The sequence below is a fragment of the Neobacillus sp. 204 genome (assembly GCF_046562815.1).
Classification (GTDB): domain Bacteria; phylum Bacillota; class Bacilli; order Bacillales; family Cytobacillaceae; genus Neobacillus.
The window spans coordinates 258,192-275,108 of sequence record NZ_JBJORY010000006.1 but is presented as its reverse complement, the minus strand read 5'-3'; the positions used below and the strand labels follow the sequence as shown (position 1 = coordinate 275,108).

Annotated in this window: 21 protein-coding genes; 20 read left to right on the top strand and 1 reads right to left on the bottom strand. The window is 36.7% G+C overall.

Annotated features, from left to right (window positions below):
• The first annotated feature begins 230 nt into the window (after nt 1–230).
• The 19 genes from ACJ004_RS14700 (at nt 231) to ACJ004_RS14610 (ending at nt 15,693) form a co-directional block, all read left to right on the top strand.
• Nucleotides 231–1,145, top strand: a complete 915-nt coding sequence (locus ACJ004_RS14700; protein ID WP_410893808.1) for a phosphate ABC transporter substrate-binding protein — start codon at nt 231–233, stop codon at nt 1,143–1,145.
• A gap of 84 nt (nt 1,146–1,229) precedes the next feature.
• Nucleotides 1,230–2,150: a phosphate ABC transporter permease subunit PstC gene (gene pstC, locus ACJ004_RS14695; protein ID WP_410893807.1), complete on the top strand. Its 921-nt coding sequence runs from the start codon at nt 1,230–1,232 to the stop codon at nt 2,148–2,150.
• Nucleotides 2,150–3,037 carry a phosphate ABC transporter permease PstA gene (gene pstA / locus ACJ004_RS14690; RefSeq protein WP_410893806.1) on the top strand — a complete coding sequence of 296 codons (888 nt, stop codon included), beginning with the start codon at nt 2,150–2,152 and terminating at the stop codon, nt 3,035–3,037. The genes pstC and pstA overlap by 1 nt, the downstream gene beginning before the upstream one ends.
• A 16-nt stretch (nt 3,038–3,053) precedes the next feature.
• Entirely contained in the window at nt 3,054–3,875 is an 822-nt protein-coding gene (gene pstB, locus ACJ004_RS14685) for a phosphate ABC transporter ATP-binding protein PstB (RefSeq protein ID WP_410893805.1), read from the top strand.
• A gap of 12 nt (nt 3,876–3,887) precedes the next feature.
• Nucleotides 3,888–4,661, top strand: a complete 774-nt coding sequence (gene pstB, locus ACJ004_RS14680; RefSeq protein ID WP_410893804.1) for a phosphate ABC transporter ATP-binding protein PstB — start codon at nt 3,888–3,890, stop codon at nt 4,659–4,661.
• Nucleotides 4,662–4,674: 13 nt separating this feature from the next.
• Nucleotides 4,675–5,334: a phosphate signaling complex protein PhoU gene (phoU, locus tag ACJ004_RS14675; protein WP_410893803.1), complete on the top strand. Its 660-nt coding sequence runs from the start codon at nt 4,675–4,677 to the stop codon at nt 5,332–5,334.
• A 220-nt stretch (nt 5,335–5,554) separates the two neighbouring features.
• Entirely contained in the window at nt 5,555–6,097 is a 543-nt protein-coding gene (locus ACJ004_RS14670) for a DUF4912 domain-containing protein (protein ID WP_410893802.1), read from the top strand.
• A complete protein-coding gene (locus tag ACJ004_RS14665; protein ID WP_410893800.1) occupies nt 6,090–7,340 on the top strand; it encodes a glycosyltransferase family 4 protein in 1,251 nt (416 codons plus the stop codon). The genes ACJ004_RS14670 and ACJ004_RS14665 overlap by 8 nt, the downstream gene beginning before the upstream one ends.
• 14 nt (nt 7,341–7,354) lie before the next feature.
• Entirely contained in the window at nt 7,355–7,981 is a 627-nt protein-coding gene (locus ACJ004_RS14660; RefSeq protein ID WP_410893799.1) for a hypothetical protein, read from the top strand.
• A gap of 96 nt (nt 7,982–8,077) precedes the next feature.
• Nucleotides 8,078–8,227, top strand: coding sequence for a 50S ribosomal protein L33 (rpmG, locus tag ACJ004_RS14655; RefSeq protein WP_015594975.1), 150 nt, complete (start codon nt 8,078–8,080; stop codon nt 8,225–8,227).
• Nucleotides 8,228–8,284: 57 nt separating this feature from the next.
• A complete protein-coding gene (locus ACJ004_RS14650) occupies nt 8,285–8,851 on the top strand; it encodes a 5-formyltetrahydrofolate cyclo-ligase (RefSeq protein WP_410893798.1) in 567 nt (188 codons plus the stop codon).
• Nucleotides 8,848–9,636 carry a DUF92 domain-containing protein gene (locus tag ACJ004_RS14645; RefSeq protein WP_410893797.1) on the top strand — a complete coding sequence of 263 codons (789 nt, stop codon included), beginning with the start codon at nt 8,848–8,850 and terminating at the stop codon, nt 9,634–9,636. The genes ACJ004_RS14650 and ACJ004_RS14645 overlap by 4 nt, the downstream gene beginning before the upstream one ends.
• Before the next feature lie 67 nt (nt 9,637–9,703).
• Nucleotides 9,704–10,660, top strand: coding sequence for an L-lactate dehydrogenase (locus ACJ004_RS14640; protein ID WP_410893796.1), 957 nt, complete (start codon nt 9,704–9,706; stop codon nt 10,658–10,660).
• 93 nt (nt 10,661–10,753) lie between these two features.
• Nucleotides 10,754–10,948, top strand: coding sequence for a hypothetical protein (locus ACJ004_RS14635; RefSeq protein WP_410893795.1), 195 nt, complete (start codon nt 10,754–10,756; stop codon nt 10,946–10,948).
• Nucleotides 10,949–11,098: 150 nt separating this feature from the next.
• A complete protein-coding gene (locus tag ACJ004_RS14630) occupies nt 11,099–12,661 on the top strand; it encodes a rhomboid family intramembrane serine protease (protein WP_410893794.1) in 1,563 nt (520 codons plus the stop codon).
• Nucleotides 12,662–12,776: 115 nt separating this feature from the next.
• The gene (locus ACJ004_RS14625) at nt 12,777–12,992 is read left to right on the top strand and encodes a YqgQ family protein (protein ID WP_410893793.1); all 216 of its coding nucleotides are present in this window, start codon (nt 12,777–12,779) and stop codon (nt 12,990–12,992) included.
• A 5-nt stretch (nt 12,993–12,997) separates the two neighbouring features.
• On the top strand, nt 12,998–13,969 hold the full coding sequence (locus ACJ004_RS14620) for an ROK family glucokinase (protein WP_410893792.1): 972 nt from the start codon (nt 12,998–13,000) through the stop codon (nt 13,967–13,969).
• Between the two features lie 169 nt (nt 13,970–14,138).
• Complete coding sequence (locus tag ACJ004_RS14615) at nt 14,139–15,284, top strand: YqgU-like beta propeller domain-containing protein (protein WP_410893791.1); 1,146 nt, start codon at nt 14,139–14,141, stop codon at nt 15,282–15,284.
• Nucleotides 15,285–15,375: 91 nt separating this feature from the next.
• Nucleotides 15,376–15,693 (top strand): MTH1187 family thiamine-binding protein, encoded by a 318-nt coding sequence (locus tag ACJ004_RS14610; RefSeq protein WP_410893790.1) that lies wholly within the window; start codon nt 15,376–15,378, stop codon nt 15,691–15,693.
• An 88-nt stretch (nt 15,694–15,781) separates the two neighbouring features.
• Here the strand turns inward: ACJ004_RS14610 and ACJ004_RS14605 are convergent, their stop codons facing one another.
• Complete coding sequence (locus ACJ004_RS14605) at nt 15,782–15,958, bottom strand: DUF2759 domain-containing protein (protein ID WP_410893789.1); 177 nt, start codon at nt 15,956–15,958, stop codon at nt 15,782–15,784.
• A 214-nt stretch (nt 15,959–16,172) separates the two neighbouring features.
• On the opposite strand from ACJ004_RS14605, the gene ACJ004_RS14600 reads away from it, so the two are divergent.
• Entirely contained in the window at nt 16,173–16,808 is a 636-nt protein-coding gene (locus tag ACJ004_RS14600) for an MBL fold metallo-hydrolase (protein ID WP_410893788.1), read from the top strand.
• Nucleotides 16,809–16,917: the final 109 nt, after the last annotated feature.

Below are 16,917 nucleotides of genomic sequence, written 5' to 3'. Positions count from 1 at the left end.
CAGCGTCAGAGACAGGTGTTTTTTTATGTGTATTCGGGCAGCGGGTTAAATAATCCGCATGTTTTATTAATAGAAGGAAAAGATAAATTTGTACATTTACAAAAACTCAACATATCTTTACAAAACCTTTACATTGAATTAAAACTCAGTTAACAGTTGAGGTTTATTCTTATTCATGTAAGGCAGAACAAATAACAAACAAACCATAATTCACAGGGGGAATTAAACAAATGAAAAGTTTTAAAAAATTCGGCCTATTACTTACTCTTGCCGCATTAATGGTATTTGCAGCTGCGTGTGGCGGAGCTTCTACTGATAAAAATGAAGGAACTACTAATAAAGATAATAAGACCGCAAAACTTTCTGGCACCTTAAGCGTTTCTGGTTCCTCTGCGATGCAGCCATTAGTTGCCGCGGCTGCAGAAGAATTCATGGCTGCAAATCCAAATGTTGATATCCAAGTACAAGCTGGTGGATCTGGTACAGGTTTATCACAAGTTGCTGAAGGATCTGTACAGATTGGTAACTCCGACGTTTTCGCTGAAGAAAAAGAAGGCATCCCAGCTGATAAGCTAGTTGACCATAAAGTAGCTGTTGTTGGAATGACTGCTGCTGTTAACCCTAAAGTTGGCATTAAAGATATTAAAAAAGCAGATTTAATCAAAGTTTTCACTGGAAAAATTACCAATTGGAAAGAACTTGGCGGAGCAGACCAAAAGATCGTTCTTGTAAACCGTCCAGACTCTTCAGGAACTCGAGCTGTATTCAATAAGTTTGCGCTTGATGGTGCAACACCTGCTGAAGGAATTACCGAAGATTCATCAAACACGGTTAAAAAGATTATTAACGAAACTGCTGGTGCTGTAGGTTACCTTGCGTTCTCATACTTCACTGATGATTCTGTTACACCACTTGCTATCGATGGTGTTCAACCAACTGCAGAAAATGTACAATCTGGTAAATTCCCAGTTTGGGCTTATCAACATTCTTATACAAAAGGTGAGCCTAATGAATTAGCAAAAGCGTTCCTTGACTACATGATGTCTGATGATATCCAAAACACCTTATTAAAAGAACAAGGATATCTTCCTGTAACAAAAATGACAGTAGAACGTGATGCTAAAGGGAATCAAACAAATAAATAATTTTAAGGTTCAAAATACTGAACAGGGTAAATGCGATTGTGCATTTACCCTGTTATGACGTAGTTTAGGAGTGATTGGTGAATTATGGAAAAGTTAACTCCTGCAAAAGACAGGTTGTTAAAGTCAAAGAAAAATTGGCTGGATGGGGAATTGCGCGGGAAAATTCTCGTTATTTTATGTGCTGTAATAATGATATCAGCAACAATTTCGATAACGATTTTCCTCGGGTCGAAAGGTTTACAATCCTTTATAAAAAACGGTGTAAGTCTTATTGAGTTCATAACCAGTACTCACTGGAATCCTACAAATCAAGCGAAACCTGAATATGGAGTTTTACCGTTTATTTTTGGCTCCTTTGCGGTGACCTTTCTTTCAGCAATCGTTGCAGCACCGCTAGGTATTGGTGGAGCGATTTTCATGACAGAAATTGCACCCTCATGGGGAAAAAAAATCTTACAGCCAGTCATAGAGCTTTTGGTCGGAATTCCATCTGTTGTTTATGGTTTCATCGGGCTTACAGTGTTAGTCCCATTTATCAGAGAACATGTGGGTGGACTTGGTTTTAGCTTGCTCTCAGGTACGATTGTATTATCCATCATGATTTTGCCAACAGTAACAACAATCGCGACGGATGCAATGAGTTCATTACCGAAAAACCTTCGTGAAGGGTCTTATGCTTTAGGTGCTACCCGCTGGCAGACGATTCGAAAAGTTTTAATCCCTGCTGCATTGCCTACCCTATTGACCGCTGTCGTTCTAGGGATGGCAAGAGCGTTTGGAGAAGCTCTCGCAGTACAAATGGTCATCGGTAACGTTAGAGATTTACCAACAAGCTTATTAGACGCGTCAGCAACCTTAACGACAATTATTACTTTAAACATGGGTCATACAACCTACGGTAGTGTAGAAAATAATACTCTATGGTCAATGGGATTAATTTTATTAATTATGTCTTTTGCGTTTATTCTCCTCATTCGCTACCTTTCGTCAAGGAGGAAAATGTAATGAACAGTAAAACTGCAGATCGGATTGCTACAGGCGTATTTATATCAATTGCAATAATAATCATTTCGATATTGGTTGGTTTATTTTATTATATTTTGGTTAATGGACTTAAACATATTTCTCTTGAATTTCTAACCACTCCATCGAGCAATGTACGTGCCGGCGGGGGAATCCGCGACCAATTGTTCAATTCGTTTTATATATTATTTATTACGATGTTAATTGCCCTTCCCTTAGGTATTGGCGGGGGAATTTATATGGCGGAATATGCTAAACCAGGAAAGATTACAGACTTGATCCGTTCTTGTATAGAAGTTTTAGCCTCACTGCCATCCATTGTCATTGGGATGTTTGGTTTATTAATGTTCGTCAATTTAACAGGCTGGGGCTACACCATATTAGGAGGAGCTTTAGCATTAACAGTTTTTAACCTGCCAGTCATTGTACGTGTAAGTGAGGATGCTATTCGAGCAGTCCCACGTGATTTAAAAGAGGCTAGTCTTGCCTTAGGCATCACCAAATGGCATACGATAAAAACCGTTTTATTACCAAGTGCTTTTCCATCGATTTTAACAGGAGCGATTCTTGCAGCAGGGCGTGTATTTGGGGAAGCAGCAGCGCTATTATTTACTGCCGGCCTTTCAACGCCAAGACTTGATTATGCAAACTGGAATCCATTTTCCGCACAATCACCGTTAAATATATTTCGTCCTGCAGAAACACTTGCCGTTCACATTTGGTCCGTAAACACACAAGGATTAATACCAGATGTTGAAGAAGTTTCCAATGGATCAGCTGCTGTTTTAGTATTATCGGTCCTAGTATTTAACCTACTGGCAAGATGGATTGGAAGTATGATTCATAAGAAAGTAACAGCAACTAAATAAAGGGCGGGGAGATAGGATGGATACAGCTTTTACGGAAAAGACAAACGCAAACCAAGCTGTTCAGGCAAACAGCCAATTGCAAAATGATCTTATCTTAAAGGTAAATAATTTAGAAATATTCTATGGAGAAAAACGAGCAGTAAATGGGATTTCAATGGATATTGAAAAAAATTCCGTTACAGCTCTCATAGGCCCTTCAGGCTGTGGGAAGTCAACTTTTTTAAGAAGTATTAATCGGATGAATGACCTTATCCCTGGTGCAAGGGCTGAGGGGGAAATTATTTATGAAGATCTTAATATCTTGTCGGAACAAATAAATGTGGTTGCTTTACGTAAAGAAATTGGAATGGTTTTTCAAAAGCCGAACCCATTTCCAAAATCAATTTATGAAAATATTACACATGCCCTTAAGTTTTCAGGAATGAAAAAGAAAAGCAAACTTGATGAAATTGTTGAAGAAAGTCTGAAAAAAGCGGCATTATGGGACGAAGTAAAGGACAGGCTTCATAAATCTGCCCTCTCTCTTTCTGGCGGTCAGCAGCAACGTCTTTGCATTGCTAGGACAATTGCGATGAAACCTACTGTCATGCTTTTAGATGAGCCATCTTCTGCACTAGACCCAATATCAAATGCTAAAGTTGAGGATTTAATTGTTGATTTAAAAAAGGAATATTCAATTATCATTGTCACCCATAATATGCAGCAGGCATCACGTATTTCTGATAAAACAGCCTTCTTTTTGAGCGGTGATATCATTGAATATGATTATACCGAAAAAATCTTTACCAATCCGTCTGTCAAAAAGACAGAGGAATATATCTCTGGAAGGTTTGGATAAGGGGGAGAAGTTGTGGCAATTTCGACATTAACCAGACAAGTTTTTGATATAAAAGATCTGAATTTATGGTATGGCGAGCATCATGCCTTAAAAAATATCAATTTTGGAATTAACAAAAAAGAGGTTACTGCTATCATCGGTCCCTCGGGCTGTGGCAAGTCCACATTTATAAAAACACTTAACTTGATGATTAATATGGTTCCGAATGTTAGAATGACGGGCGAAATTAATATTAATGGAAAAAATATATTAGACGATAAAATGGATCTCGTAGAACTGCGCAAACACGTGGGAATGGTTTTCCAAAAGGGAAATCCCTTTCCACAATCTATCTTTGATAATGTTGCCTATGGTCCGAGAGTCCATGGTATTACTAAAAAGAAGCATCTTGATGAAATAGTCATTAAATCACTAATGGATGTTGCGCTTTGGGAAGAAGTCAAGGATCGTTTACATGCGCCTGCCTTAGGACTATCAGGGGGACAACAACAAAGGCTGTGCATAGCAAGAGCCCTTGCAACCAAACCTGAAGTGTTGTTAATGGACGAACCAACTTCAGCGTTAGACCCAATATCCACGTTAAAAATTGAAGAAATGATCTTAGAATTAAAAGAAAAATATACAATCGTGATTGTTACCCATAATATGCAGCAGGCATCAAGGGTTTCAGATAAGACTGCATTCTTTTTAATGGGTGAATTAATCGAACTAGATTCAACTTCAACAATTTTTTCTAATCCAAAAGATTCACGTACTGAAGGCTATATTACTGGAAGATTCGGATGATGAGGTGACGATGATGAGTACAAGGACAAATTTTGATAACGATTTAAAAGAGTTAAAAGATTTGCTGTTGAAAATGGCTGAAAAATCGGAGCACGCCATTAAAGAATCGATGATTGCCCTTATTAATCAGGACATGGAAAAGGCAAAGCTGGTTATTGATGGGGATAATGAAATCGATGATTTAGAATATGAGATTAATGATAAGGCACTATTATTAATTGCAAGACAATCTCCTGTAGCCACCGATCTCAGGAAAATAAGTGTTGCATTAAAAGTTTCATCAGAAGTGGAACGATTTGCGGATATAGCCGTTAATATAGCGAAATCGGCACTTCACATCGGCAAAGAAAAGCACTTTAAAGAAATCATTGATATTCCTAAAATGATGGAGATGGCCTTGGAAATGGTTTCTGATTCCATTAAAGCCTATTATTCAGGGGATATTGATTTGGCAAAAAAATCTGCAGAAAAAGATGATGAAGTAGACAAAATGTTTGGAAGCTTGATACAAGAGCTCTTGAGCTATATCCCACAAAATCCAAATGCAACCAATCAAATTATACAATTAGCGTTTGTATGTAGATATATTGAAAGAATTGCCGATCATTCCACGAATATTGCAGAGAATGTTATTTATCTTGTGACAGGAAATCGTATTAATTTAAATGAATAAAGAAAAAATAGATTTTATTAAAGATAAGGAGATTTAAGCCTTATCTTTTTTATTTTTTAAACGAGACTTATTCCCATTTCATTTCCAAAGACTAGCAAGAAACGACAATTTGCGTTTATTGTGCGCGGTTCAATCTGGTGGTACGATTAAATTATCACTTATTAAGAATAATTTGGAATTTTCGTGCATATACTGATTGTTTGCAGAAATGGAGGACGAAATGGTTAATGAAATGATTATGTTTAAAGGAGATGGAGGAAATATAACTAACCATCTATCTACAGATTATATCCCACTTAAGGGTGAATTGGTTGCTAAGCTTGTTACCCCACGCAAAATGTTTCTCTTCTGGGAAGTTTCTAAAATTCCTCAAAAAATTATCGAACGCTATTTTAATCTAAGTTTTGATCGTCTGATCCCAGTTGTCAGAATTTATGATGTGACAGATTTGGTTTTTAATGGAAAAAATGCGCATCACTTTTTTGAAATCGTGGTTCCTTATCAAAATGGACATTGGTTCATAAATGGATTAGTTGCTAATCGCAGCTATGTAGCAGAATTAGGGATCAATCTTTATGATAAGGGATTTTTTCCACTATTTCGCTCCAATAGTATTCGCACACCGACAATGGCATTACCGAATGGAAATGACATAAATCATGATCTAATCCAACTTAAGCAACATGAAGAGCATCCGCCAAAATGGATTGATCATGTAAGTACGTATAGCTATTACGAGGAATCGGAGGATTTAAATGGATAATACAATCTCCGAACTAGATGACATTGCTCCCAATAAGGAACAATTAAAAATATTGATGCTTTGTTGGGAATTTCCTCCCAATGTAATAGGAGGCCTTTCAAGGCATGTATTTGGATTATCCGTTCATTTGGCACAAACAGGTCATGAAGTCCATGTATTAACAGCAGGAAATGGAAATCTACCATTAGATGAATTAATCGAGGGTGTGTATGTTCACCGAGTCAAACCCATTAACGAAAACGATGAGAATTTTTTTTCATGGATAGGTGGACTTAATTTAGCAATGGCTTTTCGAGCAGAAAAGTTATCGGAAGAAATCCTTTTTGACTTGATCCATGCCCACGATTGGTTAGTGGGTTCGGCGGCGATTGTTTTAAAAGAATCACTGGAGCTCCCACTATTATCAACCATTCATGCTACAGAGTATGGAAGGAATAATGGCATTCATAATGAAAATCAACAATTTATCCATAATCAAGAACATCAATTAATTGGCGAGTCTGACCACATTATTGTTTGTAGTGATTATATGAAAAACGTCCTTCATACCATTTTTAAAACTAAAAATGAAAAAATGGTAATTTTACCTAATGGAATTGACCCTCTAAAGCCGAACTTCAAAACAGAGGACATATTTCCAGAACTAAAGGGAAAGAAATATATTTTTTCATTAGGAAGAATCGTTAAAGAAAAAGGATTTGAAACCATAATAAGGGCTGCGGCGATTGCTAAAAAAAGAAACGTTGACTGGATTTTTGTAGTAGCGGGTAAAGGACCGATGCTAGAAACGTATCGACAACGGATTAGCGAAATGAAATTGGAAAGTCATGTTCGATTTATAGGGTATGTAAATGATGAGCAACGAAACGCGCTCATCGCTGGAAGTGAATTAGCCGTCATTCCAAGTTTATATGAACCTTTTGGGATCGTGGTACTGGAAACAATGATCTTAGGGAAACCAACCGTTGTTTCTAATACAGGCGGTATGAAAGGGATCGTGAAACATTTAAATACGGGACTGTTGATGACACCTGGAGATGAACGGAGCATGCTAGATCAAATTGATTATCTAGAAAAACACCCGTTTAAGGCAGAAGAAATTGGAAAAAGAGGAAGGAAAATTGTAACTAGTTTATATGGGTGGAAACGAATTGCCATAGAAACTAGCAGGGTAATGGAAGATACATTGTTAAAAAAACGTGTTAGTTCAAGTGAATCAAATGCAACACTAAATAACCAGTAAAAAGGTGTGGATCGATGAATCTAATTGAACAACTACAAAAAACGAAACCAAAACTTAGCCGCCAACTTCAAAAAGAAACACTTCAGTTTATACCTGGTTTATGGGTAAACGGAAAGTACTTTTGGCTCCAAGATTGTATGGAAAAGGTCTTTAAGGACGAAGAAATCATTATTAAAGTGAGACAGGAGCAACCCCACTCCAAAATTCATTATTCTAGTATGTATATTAGTAATCACAGCAAGGAAACGAAAGAGGTTAAGATCTTGGCCATGCATTATTACCCAAACGTAATTCAAGACAACCTTGCTTTTTTATCACCGACAGATAATCGAATCTTTCACCTTGCTAATAAAAATATTTACTTGGTAAATGGTGATTACAATGGAGAAGGAATGAAGGAATATACGGTTATGCCACAATGGAATGTTTTTACCGATAAAATTTGGAGTTCACTTCAAAAGGGGAACTTAAATTATCACCCAATGGCTAAAAGCCCTGCTGCTAGTATTTTTACGATAACAATGTCGATAGGTCAACATGATATAGGAAAAGTGAACACTTGGACGATTTCAGGTTCCAACAAAAACGAATTACTTTCAATGGAGCAAGCCCTTTTAAAGCAAACGGAAAGAAAGCAATAATTATCTAAAAAAAACATACTAGCATTTCCTTTTAAAAAATGATATTATGGAAAAGTCGTATGAATGAAATGCTTAATTGTTTGGAGGGAAATAAACATGCGTGTGAATATTACATTGGCTTGCACCGAGTGTGGAGATCGTAACTATATTTCAACAAAAAATAAACGTAATAATCCAGATCGTCTTGAGCTTAAGAAGTATTGCCCAAGAGAGAAACGTACAACAGCACATCGTGAAACAAAATAAGCAGTAGGGCTTCCTGCTGCTTTTTTTTGTGTCTAAAAGTAAGGAGGTTACCTTCACATGAATAATAAAGAGTCCATACGTAAAGAAATGAAAGAGACACTTTCCAGGCTTACAAAACCTTTATATGAAGATTATTCATATTCAATTGCGAGCAGACTTTATGAGGATGAAGATTGGAAGCAAGCGAAGGTTATTGGAATAACCATTTCAAAAAAACCAGAGGTTGATACCTATCAAATTATTAAGAGAGCTTGGGAAATAGGGAAGCAAGTGGTAGTACCGAAGTGTTACCCAAAGGAGAAGAAGTTGTCTTTTCGGACCATCACTGATTTTTCACAATTGGAAACAGTTTATTATGGTCTATTGGAGCCAATTGAGGCAGTAACTAAGGAAGTTAGTGCTGATCGCATTGACCTTCTCCTAGTGCCAGGTTTAGCATACACTCGAGAAGGATATCGACTGGGTTTTGGTGGAGGTTATTATGATCGATATTTATTAAATTACTCTGGTAAAACCCTATCACTAGCCTTTGTTGATCAATTGGTCCCAGAGTTTCTTGTTGAGAGTCATGATATTCCTGTCTCAAAAATTATTACAAACGATGAGGTTATTAAGATAAGATGATAGAAACCATTATCATTTTCATTTTTATATTATTGACCGCTGCAGCAGGCTATCGCCTTAAATCTTTGACGCCATCGGGTTCTTTTTCAGCCAGTTTAGTTGGAATTGCGGTATATTTAGGTTTCGGTGTGAACGGTCTTTATCTGCTTGGTGCATTTTTTGCGTCTTCAAGCTTGTGGTCAAAATATAAGAGTAGTTCCAAATACATAATAGAAGAAAAGCTGGCAAAAGGAGCTAGGCGGGATTGGAGCCAAGTCGCCGCGAATGGAGGGGCAGCGGCCCTTTTCAGTATCATCCATTATTTTAATCATGATATGATTTGGTTAATTGGCTTCTTAGTTTGTCTCGCAAGCGCTAATTCTGATACATGGGCTTCGGAAATTGGCAGTTTAAGTAAACGAGCCCCAATTTACATACGGACCTTTAAGCGAATTGATAAGGGGACATCCGGAGCAATAAGTTTTTTAGGTAGTGCAGCTGCACTTGCAGGTTCATTACTAATCTCCATTATCGGGTTTTGGCTTTTTCATTTAGATTTTTTTGTTACTTGTCTAGTATTTTTATTTGGTTACATCGGGAATGTCATTGATACGTTGATTGGGGCTTTTTACCAGCAGGTATATGTTTGCAAGCAATGTGGGATTGAAACTGAAAAGAGAAGCCACTGTCAGATGCCGACAACTAGAATAAAAGGGATAATCTTTGTAGATAATGATATGGTGAATTTCCTTTCTGGTTTTATTGCTTCGGTACTTGCAATCACTATTACTTATTTGAATAAATAACTTAGCTTATCATAATGGATTTGTATATCTTTGGGGAAATTAATTTATTTCATTTGGAGGAATGGTCATGAAAAGTCGTCGAGTGAATAGGGTTGCCCTCATTGGAACTGGTTTTGTTGGCTCAAGCTATGCTTTTGCTCTATTAAATCAAGGTATAACTGAAGAACTTGTCTTAATTGATTTAAATAAGGAAAAAGCAGAAGGAGACGCAATGGATTTGAATCATGGACTGCCATTTTCTCCATCGCGAACGAAGATTTGGTATGGAAGTTATCAGGATTGTGGTGAGGCCGATTTAATTGTGATCACTGCTGGTGCTAACCAAAAGCCTGGGGAGACCAGACTTGACTTGGTCGAAAAAAATACAAGAATTTTTAAAGGAATTGTGGAAGAAATCATGGCAAGTGGATTTGACGGAATTTTTCTGGTGGCCACAAATCCGGTGGATATTTTAACATATGCTGTGTGGAAATTTTCAGGGTTGCCAAAAGAACGGGTAATTGGTTCTGGGACGATTTTAGATACAGCACGTTTTCGCTTTTTGTTGGGTGATTATTTTGATGTGGACACTCGAAATGTGCATGCCTATATTATTGGAGAACATGGTGATACAGAACTACCTGTCTGGAGTAATGCTGATATTGCCGGAACTTCCATTAGTGATTGGTCTAAAAACAAACCTGGGTTTAAACAATCAGACCTTGAGCAGCTCTTTTTAAATGTCCGAGACGCTGCCTACCATATCATTGAACGCAAAGGTGCAACCTATTATGGAATTGCTATGGGGCTTGTTAGATTGACCAAAGCGATTCTACGCGATGAAAATTCAGTCCTAACTGTTTCCACGTATCTTGATGGACAATATGGACAAAACGATATTTATATTGGCGTTCCGGCTGTAGTCAATCGTGGGGGAGTTAGACAAGTGGTTGAACTGAATTTAAATGAAGAAGAACGGGCGAAATTCGAAAATTCTGTAAATGTGTTGAAGAAAACGATGGAGCCAGTTTTTAAGAGCTATTAATTGAAAGGATTGAATTCAAATAAGGAGAATTCAATCCTTTTTATTGGATAAAATAATCCTCAAAAACACAAAATAGAAAGAGGAGGGATGATGATGTCTCGAATGTTAACATCCATATTAATGATTGGCTCCATCGGGTATTTTTTATATAAGTACAAATTCCGACTTATTAATGTTCTACTTAAGTCTGGTTGGATGCGCAGGATTGCAGTTGGCTCAATCATGAATTTCCCAGGAGTAAAACAAAAAATGATGCAATCGATGTTCGGAAAACCATCTGAGGGGTAAAAACCACAGATGGTTTTTTGTTTTCAATAGGGAAGATCGTTGCAAAAAATAATCAGCTTGTCTGATTATTGTAACTAGAGTTTTCGTTTATAATGAAAGATATAAAATAAAATGCGTGAAGCTTATTCTTACATAGGAAGTTGGGGGGAAATGAATAATAGAGAAGGTTTTGTTTTTTGGAAGTTGGCAAATTCATTGATAGCAGAACATGGCTATCGAATTATTCAATTATTTGAAAATCAAAAAGAAATATGGCTTGAAAAAATTGAAAATAAAAAAGCACCAATCATTCGCTTGCTGCTCCATAATTTGGATTGGAGTAATGCAATGCAGAGGGATATTGAGTTTACTGCTGCCAATGGGGAAAGAGTTCGGAAACAAATTGGACGTCATGAATTGAATGTAGTCAACATTTACGTCAGTCAGTTTCCACCTGTTGATGAATACGAGTTTCGACTCAATAAACCTTTTGTCCATACAGATGGGAATAAAACAATGGTTAGTTCAATCCTATTTGCGGAGGGACAATACGATGAAGGTTTCCGACGCTTATCAGAAAGGCTTGCGTCTGAGGTTTCCTTTTCTATAAAAGATGACTATTCAGCAGAAGATGTTGAGTTAGTTAAGAGAGCAGCCTTGGATTACGCAATAAAAAAAGTAAAGACAGAAAGAGCGATTCTATTGAATGGTAAACCATTCTTTACATATGTTTTCATTGCAATCCAGCTTGCTGTTTTTTTCTGGCTGCAAATGCATGGTGGGAGTACTAACACTTCCACGTTGATTAAATACGGCGCAAAAGTCAATCAATTGATTGTTGAAGGGGAATGGTGGAGATTTATAACACCGGTTTTTCTTCATATTGGATTTGTCCATCTGGCTATGAATACTTTAGCTTTGTACTTTCTTGGAACGGAAGTAGAAAGAATTTTTGGCAATCTTCGTTTTTTGGTGATTTACCTATTTGCCGGAGTTATAGGCTTTATTGCCAGTTTCATCTTTAGTGCTAACTTATCAGCAGGGGCAAGTGGCGCTATTTTTGGCTGTTTTGGTGCATTACTGTATTTTGGAGTTATTTTCCCGAAATTATTTTTCCGGACAATGGGATTAAATTTGCTTGTTGTGCTCGGAATAAACTTGATGATTGGATTCTCGGCATCTGGTATAGACAATGCAGGTCATCTAGGCGGGTTAGTTGGAGGATTCTTTGGTGCAGGTGTTGTCCACCTTCCGAAGAAGAAAAAACCCTTGTTGCAAATGTTATTTTTCATTGTAGCTGCCGCGCTTTTATGGGGTTCTTTATCCTACGGTTTTAGTGCTTCTGGAAAAGCATATGATGAAAACTCTGGTTTGTTAATGGCTCAGGAATATATTAAGCAAAACAATTATGATAAAGCCTATAACGTATTAAAGGAATCTGAAGAGAACGCTGTGAATGTGTCCGAGAAAACCTATTTTCTCTTATCTTTTGTCGAAATTAAGAAGGAAATGCTCACTGAGGCCAAAACACATCTAGAAAAGGCCATAAAACTTGACCCTAGTTTTGATGAAGCGTTCTTTAATTTGGCACTGATTAATCTGGAACAAAAAGATTTGGAAGAAGCTAAGGAAAATATTCAATTGGCTATTAAGCAAAACCCGAATCAACAGAATTATTCTGAATTACTACAAGAAATAAATCGCCAGCTTCAATCCACCGACAAGGGGGAGTAAGGTTAATTTTTCTTGATAACTATGAATATATTGTCTTGAGGATAAACGGTGGCATGGGTTATACTTTTTCTTGTACAATATTTTTTCTCTCCATTAAAATACTAGGAGATATAGGATGAAAACTATTTATGATATTCAGCAATTTTTAAAGAGATTTGGAACATTTATTTATATTGGTGACAGAGTAGCTGACCTTGAATTAATGGAAATGGAACTAAAGGAACTGTATCAGTCTCAACTGATTGAACCACGAGAATTCCAAACCGCATTATTAATTTTGAGGCATGAAATACAATTTCAAAAAGAAAAAGTCAAAAATAAAGATAGGTGATTTTAATGTCAAAAAAATGGATTGTTGGTGTGGATCTTGGTGGTACAACGACTAAACTAGCTTTCATTACAAATGATGGCGAGATTATTCATAAATGGGAAATACCAACCGATAATGCGAATGAAGGAAAAAACATAACAATAAATATTGCCAAGGCAATTGATGAAAAACTAAAAGAGCTGGGTCAAACAAAAGATAATTTAATAGGAATCGGTATGGGTGCACCGGGTCCAGTTAATTATGAAAAGGGGATAGTTTTAAATGTCGTAAATTTAGGCTGGCCTAATAACTATCCTTTAAAAGACAGCCTTGAGACAGCAACTTTACTTCCAGCAGCGATTGAAAATGACGCGAACTGTGCAGCATTGGGTGAGATGTGGATGGGTGCAGGCAATGGAGCAAAGGACCTTGTATGTGTCACACTTGGCACAGGGGTCGGTGGAGGTGTAATTGCAGGCGGAAAAGTTGTTCAAGGTATTAATGGTGCCGCTGGAGAAATCGGCCATATAACTGCTATTCCCTTTGGTGGAGCGCCATGCAATTGCGGGAAAACAGGTTGTCTTGAAACCGTAGCCTCTGCGACAGGTATTGTACGTCTAGCCCGAATGGAGCTTGCTAAGGGGTCACCAAGTGAATTAACAGATAAAATTGCTGAAAATGGCACATTTACAGCAAAAGACGTCTTTGATGCGGCACGAAATCGTGATGAATTAGCGCAAACAGTCTTGAATGAGGTTTCCTTTCACTTAGGTTTCGTTTTAGCTAGTATTGCCAATACTCTTAATCCAGAAAAGATAGTTCTTGGCGGCGGTGTTTCAAAAGCAGGCGATATTTTATTAAATCCAGTAAAAAGTAATTTTGAACAGTTTGCTTTTTCAGCCGTCCGTGATTCCACAAAATTAGCTTTGGCTACACTTGGGAATGATGCAGGCGTACTTGGTGCGGCATGGTTGATTAAGAATCAATTAAATCAATAAAATATAAAAGAAAAATCCGCATTAATGCGGTTTTTTCTTTGTAACTTACAAAAATACTAAATCTAGAATCTATGGCTTTTTTCCTATTTTGATAAAATTGTTATAATATTGAAACATTATTGTTATTTTAACGTACTAACATATGAGAGAAATAAGAGAGGAGGAAATATTGATTATATTGAACAGGAAATATAGTAAAAATCCAATGTTTCTGGTCCTCTATTTATTTTTTTTGATCCTCATCTTAGGTGCATGCTCCCAAAAGGAGAAAGTAAACCTTAAAGTTCCTGTTAAAAATGTAAAGCCTAAAACACCGGTTATATCTGCGGTTGGACAAAAATGGAAATTGCCAATTTCTATACCGGAAGGTGAATTTTCCAAACTCGTTGGCTGGCTATCAGAGACTAAAGTCCTCTATATTACGAATCTAGAACAAACTTCAAGTTTATATCGTTACGACCTCTTAACAGGTAAAAGTGAATTAATTTATAAAAGTGAAAATCCCATTATTAAGGTAGTGATTAGTCCGTCGAAAAAAAGCATTCTAATCCATGCGTCGCAATCAGCATCCGAAGGATTAGTTACAATAATCGATATAAAAGGTACTGAAATCCTGAAAAAATCGTTTCCATCTTATGAATTAGCATTTGAATGGAATCCGTATAATGAAGCCCAAGTATTAGTAACAAAATTTGCAGAGGATTGGAGTTTTCAAGTGTTATTGATAGACTTGAAGAAAACCAATACATCTGAACTAGACTTTCCTCAGCCTTTTGTAAAGTGGATAGATGGGAATGAGATTGCTTTCATAAATTGGGCAGAAGATAGTCCATCCTTATTTGGTCCACTCCATGTTAAAAATTTAAAAAATGGGATTGAGAAGACGTTGTTTCCATCTGTAATAGATTTTTCAGTTTTGCGGGACGTCCTCATGACAATCTCCGTAAATGAACAAGACCAATCCTTAGCCATTTATTCATTTTTTGACAAACAAAAGAGAAAGCTATTTACTTTTTCAATGCCACAGCTAACAAGATATTCAGATTGGTTAGTTCCTTTTTATGATTATAATGAACAAAACAGACAATTTATTACCTTTAGACCGCTATCAAGTGGAGAAATGGATTCTTATTCAGAAGGTTTTCAACTCCGTACCTATAATCTTAAGAATGGAAACAGTAGCCTGATAATGGATGGATTAGAAAATGAGCCAATGACTCTCTCACCTAAAGGTGAGGCTCTCCTATATGGGAATCGGTTTGAAAAAATAATCGATCTAGGTGCAAAGAAAATATATCAACTGGTAAAAGAATGACACTTGTTTTGAGTGTCATTTTTTGGTTTTATCTTCCGATATGGTAAAATCACGTTGAAATCAAAAACTAAAAGAGGATGGTAGTAATTCAATGGCGATAGTAGATGTAACAGTTATTCCACTAGGTACAGAAACACCTAGTGTCAGTAAATATGTAGCAAGTGTTCAAAAGGTTTTGAGAAAATATCAAGAAGAAGGGAAAATTCGTTTTCAATTAACACCAATGAATACGATTATTGAAGGTGACCTTCCAATATTATTTGAAGTCATACAAGAAATGCATGAGGTACCCTTTACTGAAGGTATCCAGCGAGTCGCTACAACGATTCGAATTGATGACAGAAGAGATGTCAAGCGAAGTATGGAATATAAAGTAGACAGGGTAACAAGCCTTTTAAATGAGGGCTAAATAGGGAGCGGATTTTGCAAAATTCAGCACTATCGATTTAAATGCGGAAAATAAAAAGACTGCCGGTTGGCAGTCTTTTTTAATTCTCTTAATGAGTTCCAGTTGGAAATCCAGATTCAACAATGGTCATAACTGTAAACCAGCCGAAAACCACAAATGAAGCTACACCCCAAAATGCACCTAAGAAATTTTTTTTCTTCAGTGCTGAAAATCCACCGAAAGCAGCAAGAATCGTTACGAGAGCAAAGATAATTACTAAACCCATGAAAAATCCCCCTTTTTTTGTCATTAGCAAGCATACATCAAACAAATTAAAGAAAAATTATGTACCTATATTATTTACATTCGATTCTTATTTTATATTTTTTTCTTTCATTTGTCGAGAGCAAAAAAGAACTCACTGAATTTGTATTCTTTCTCTCTACATATTACTTAGTGTAAAATAATAATATCGCAATTACAATTGGAGGTACAAAAATATGAAATGGCAACAAATCCCCTTAGGGGCACTTCAAACTAACTGCTACATCGTAGAAAATTCGGACCGTTCTTGTTTAATTATTGATCCAGGCAGTGAAGGGAAAAAGCTCATTAATTTATTGAACAATAGAAAATTGAAACCGCTGGCAATATTCCTAACCCATGCACATTTTGATCATATCGGGGGCGTCGATGAAGTAAGGGATTTTTATAATATTCCCGTATATCTTCACAAACAGGAAGAAAAATGGCTTGGGGACCCTGCACTAAATGGTTCACAATTTTTTATGATTCAGGATTCTTTGAAAGTAAATCCGGCTGATCATATCATTAAAAATGAAGGCATCATGAAAATAGGCGATTTTGAGTTTACCATTTTTCATACCCCTGGTCATTCACCAGGAAGTGTCTCTTATTATTTTGAAAAGGAAGGGTTTATTCTTTCTGGTGATGCTCTTTTTCAAGGCAGTATTGGTCGAACAGATTTGCCAGAAGGGAACGAAGCACAGTTATTAAAAAGCATACATAATAAGTTGCTTGTATTACCAGAGGAAACGTATGTATTATCTGGTCACGGTCCTGTGACAACCATTGGTGAAGAAATGGATAGTAATCCATTTTTGAATGGATTTTAGTAGCTAAGGGAGACAATATAGAAAAACCCTTCTCCGAATTGAGAAGGGTTTTTCTGGGGGATATTCTATTCTAATATGGGAGGGGATAAAGTTTAAGCTACTAACTTAA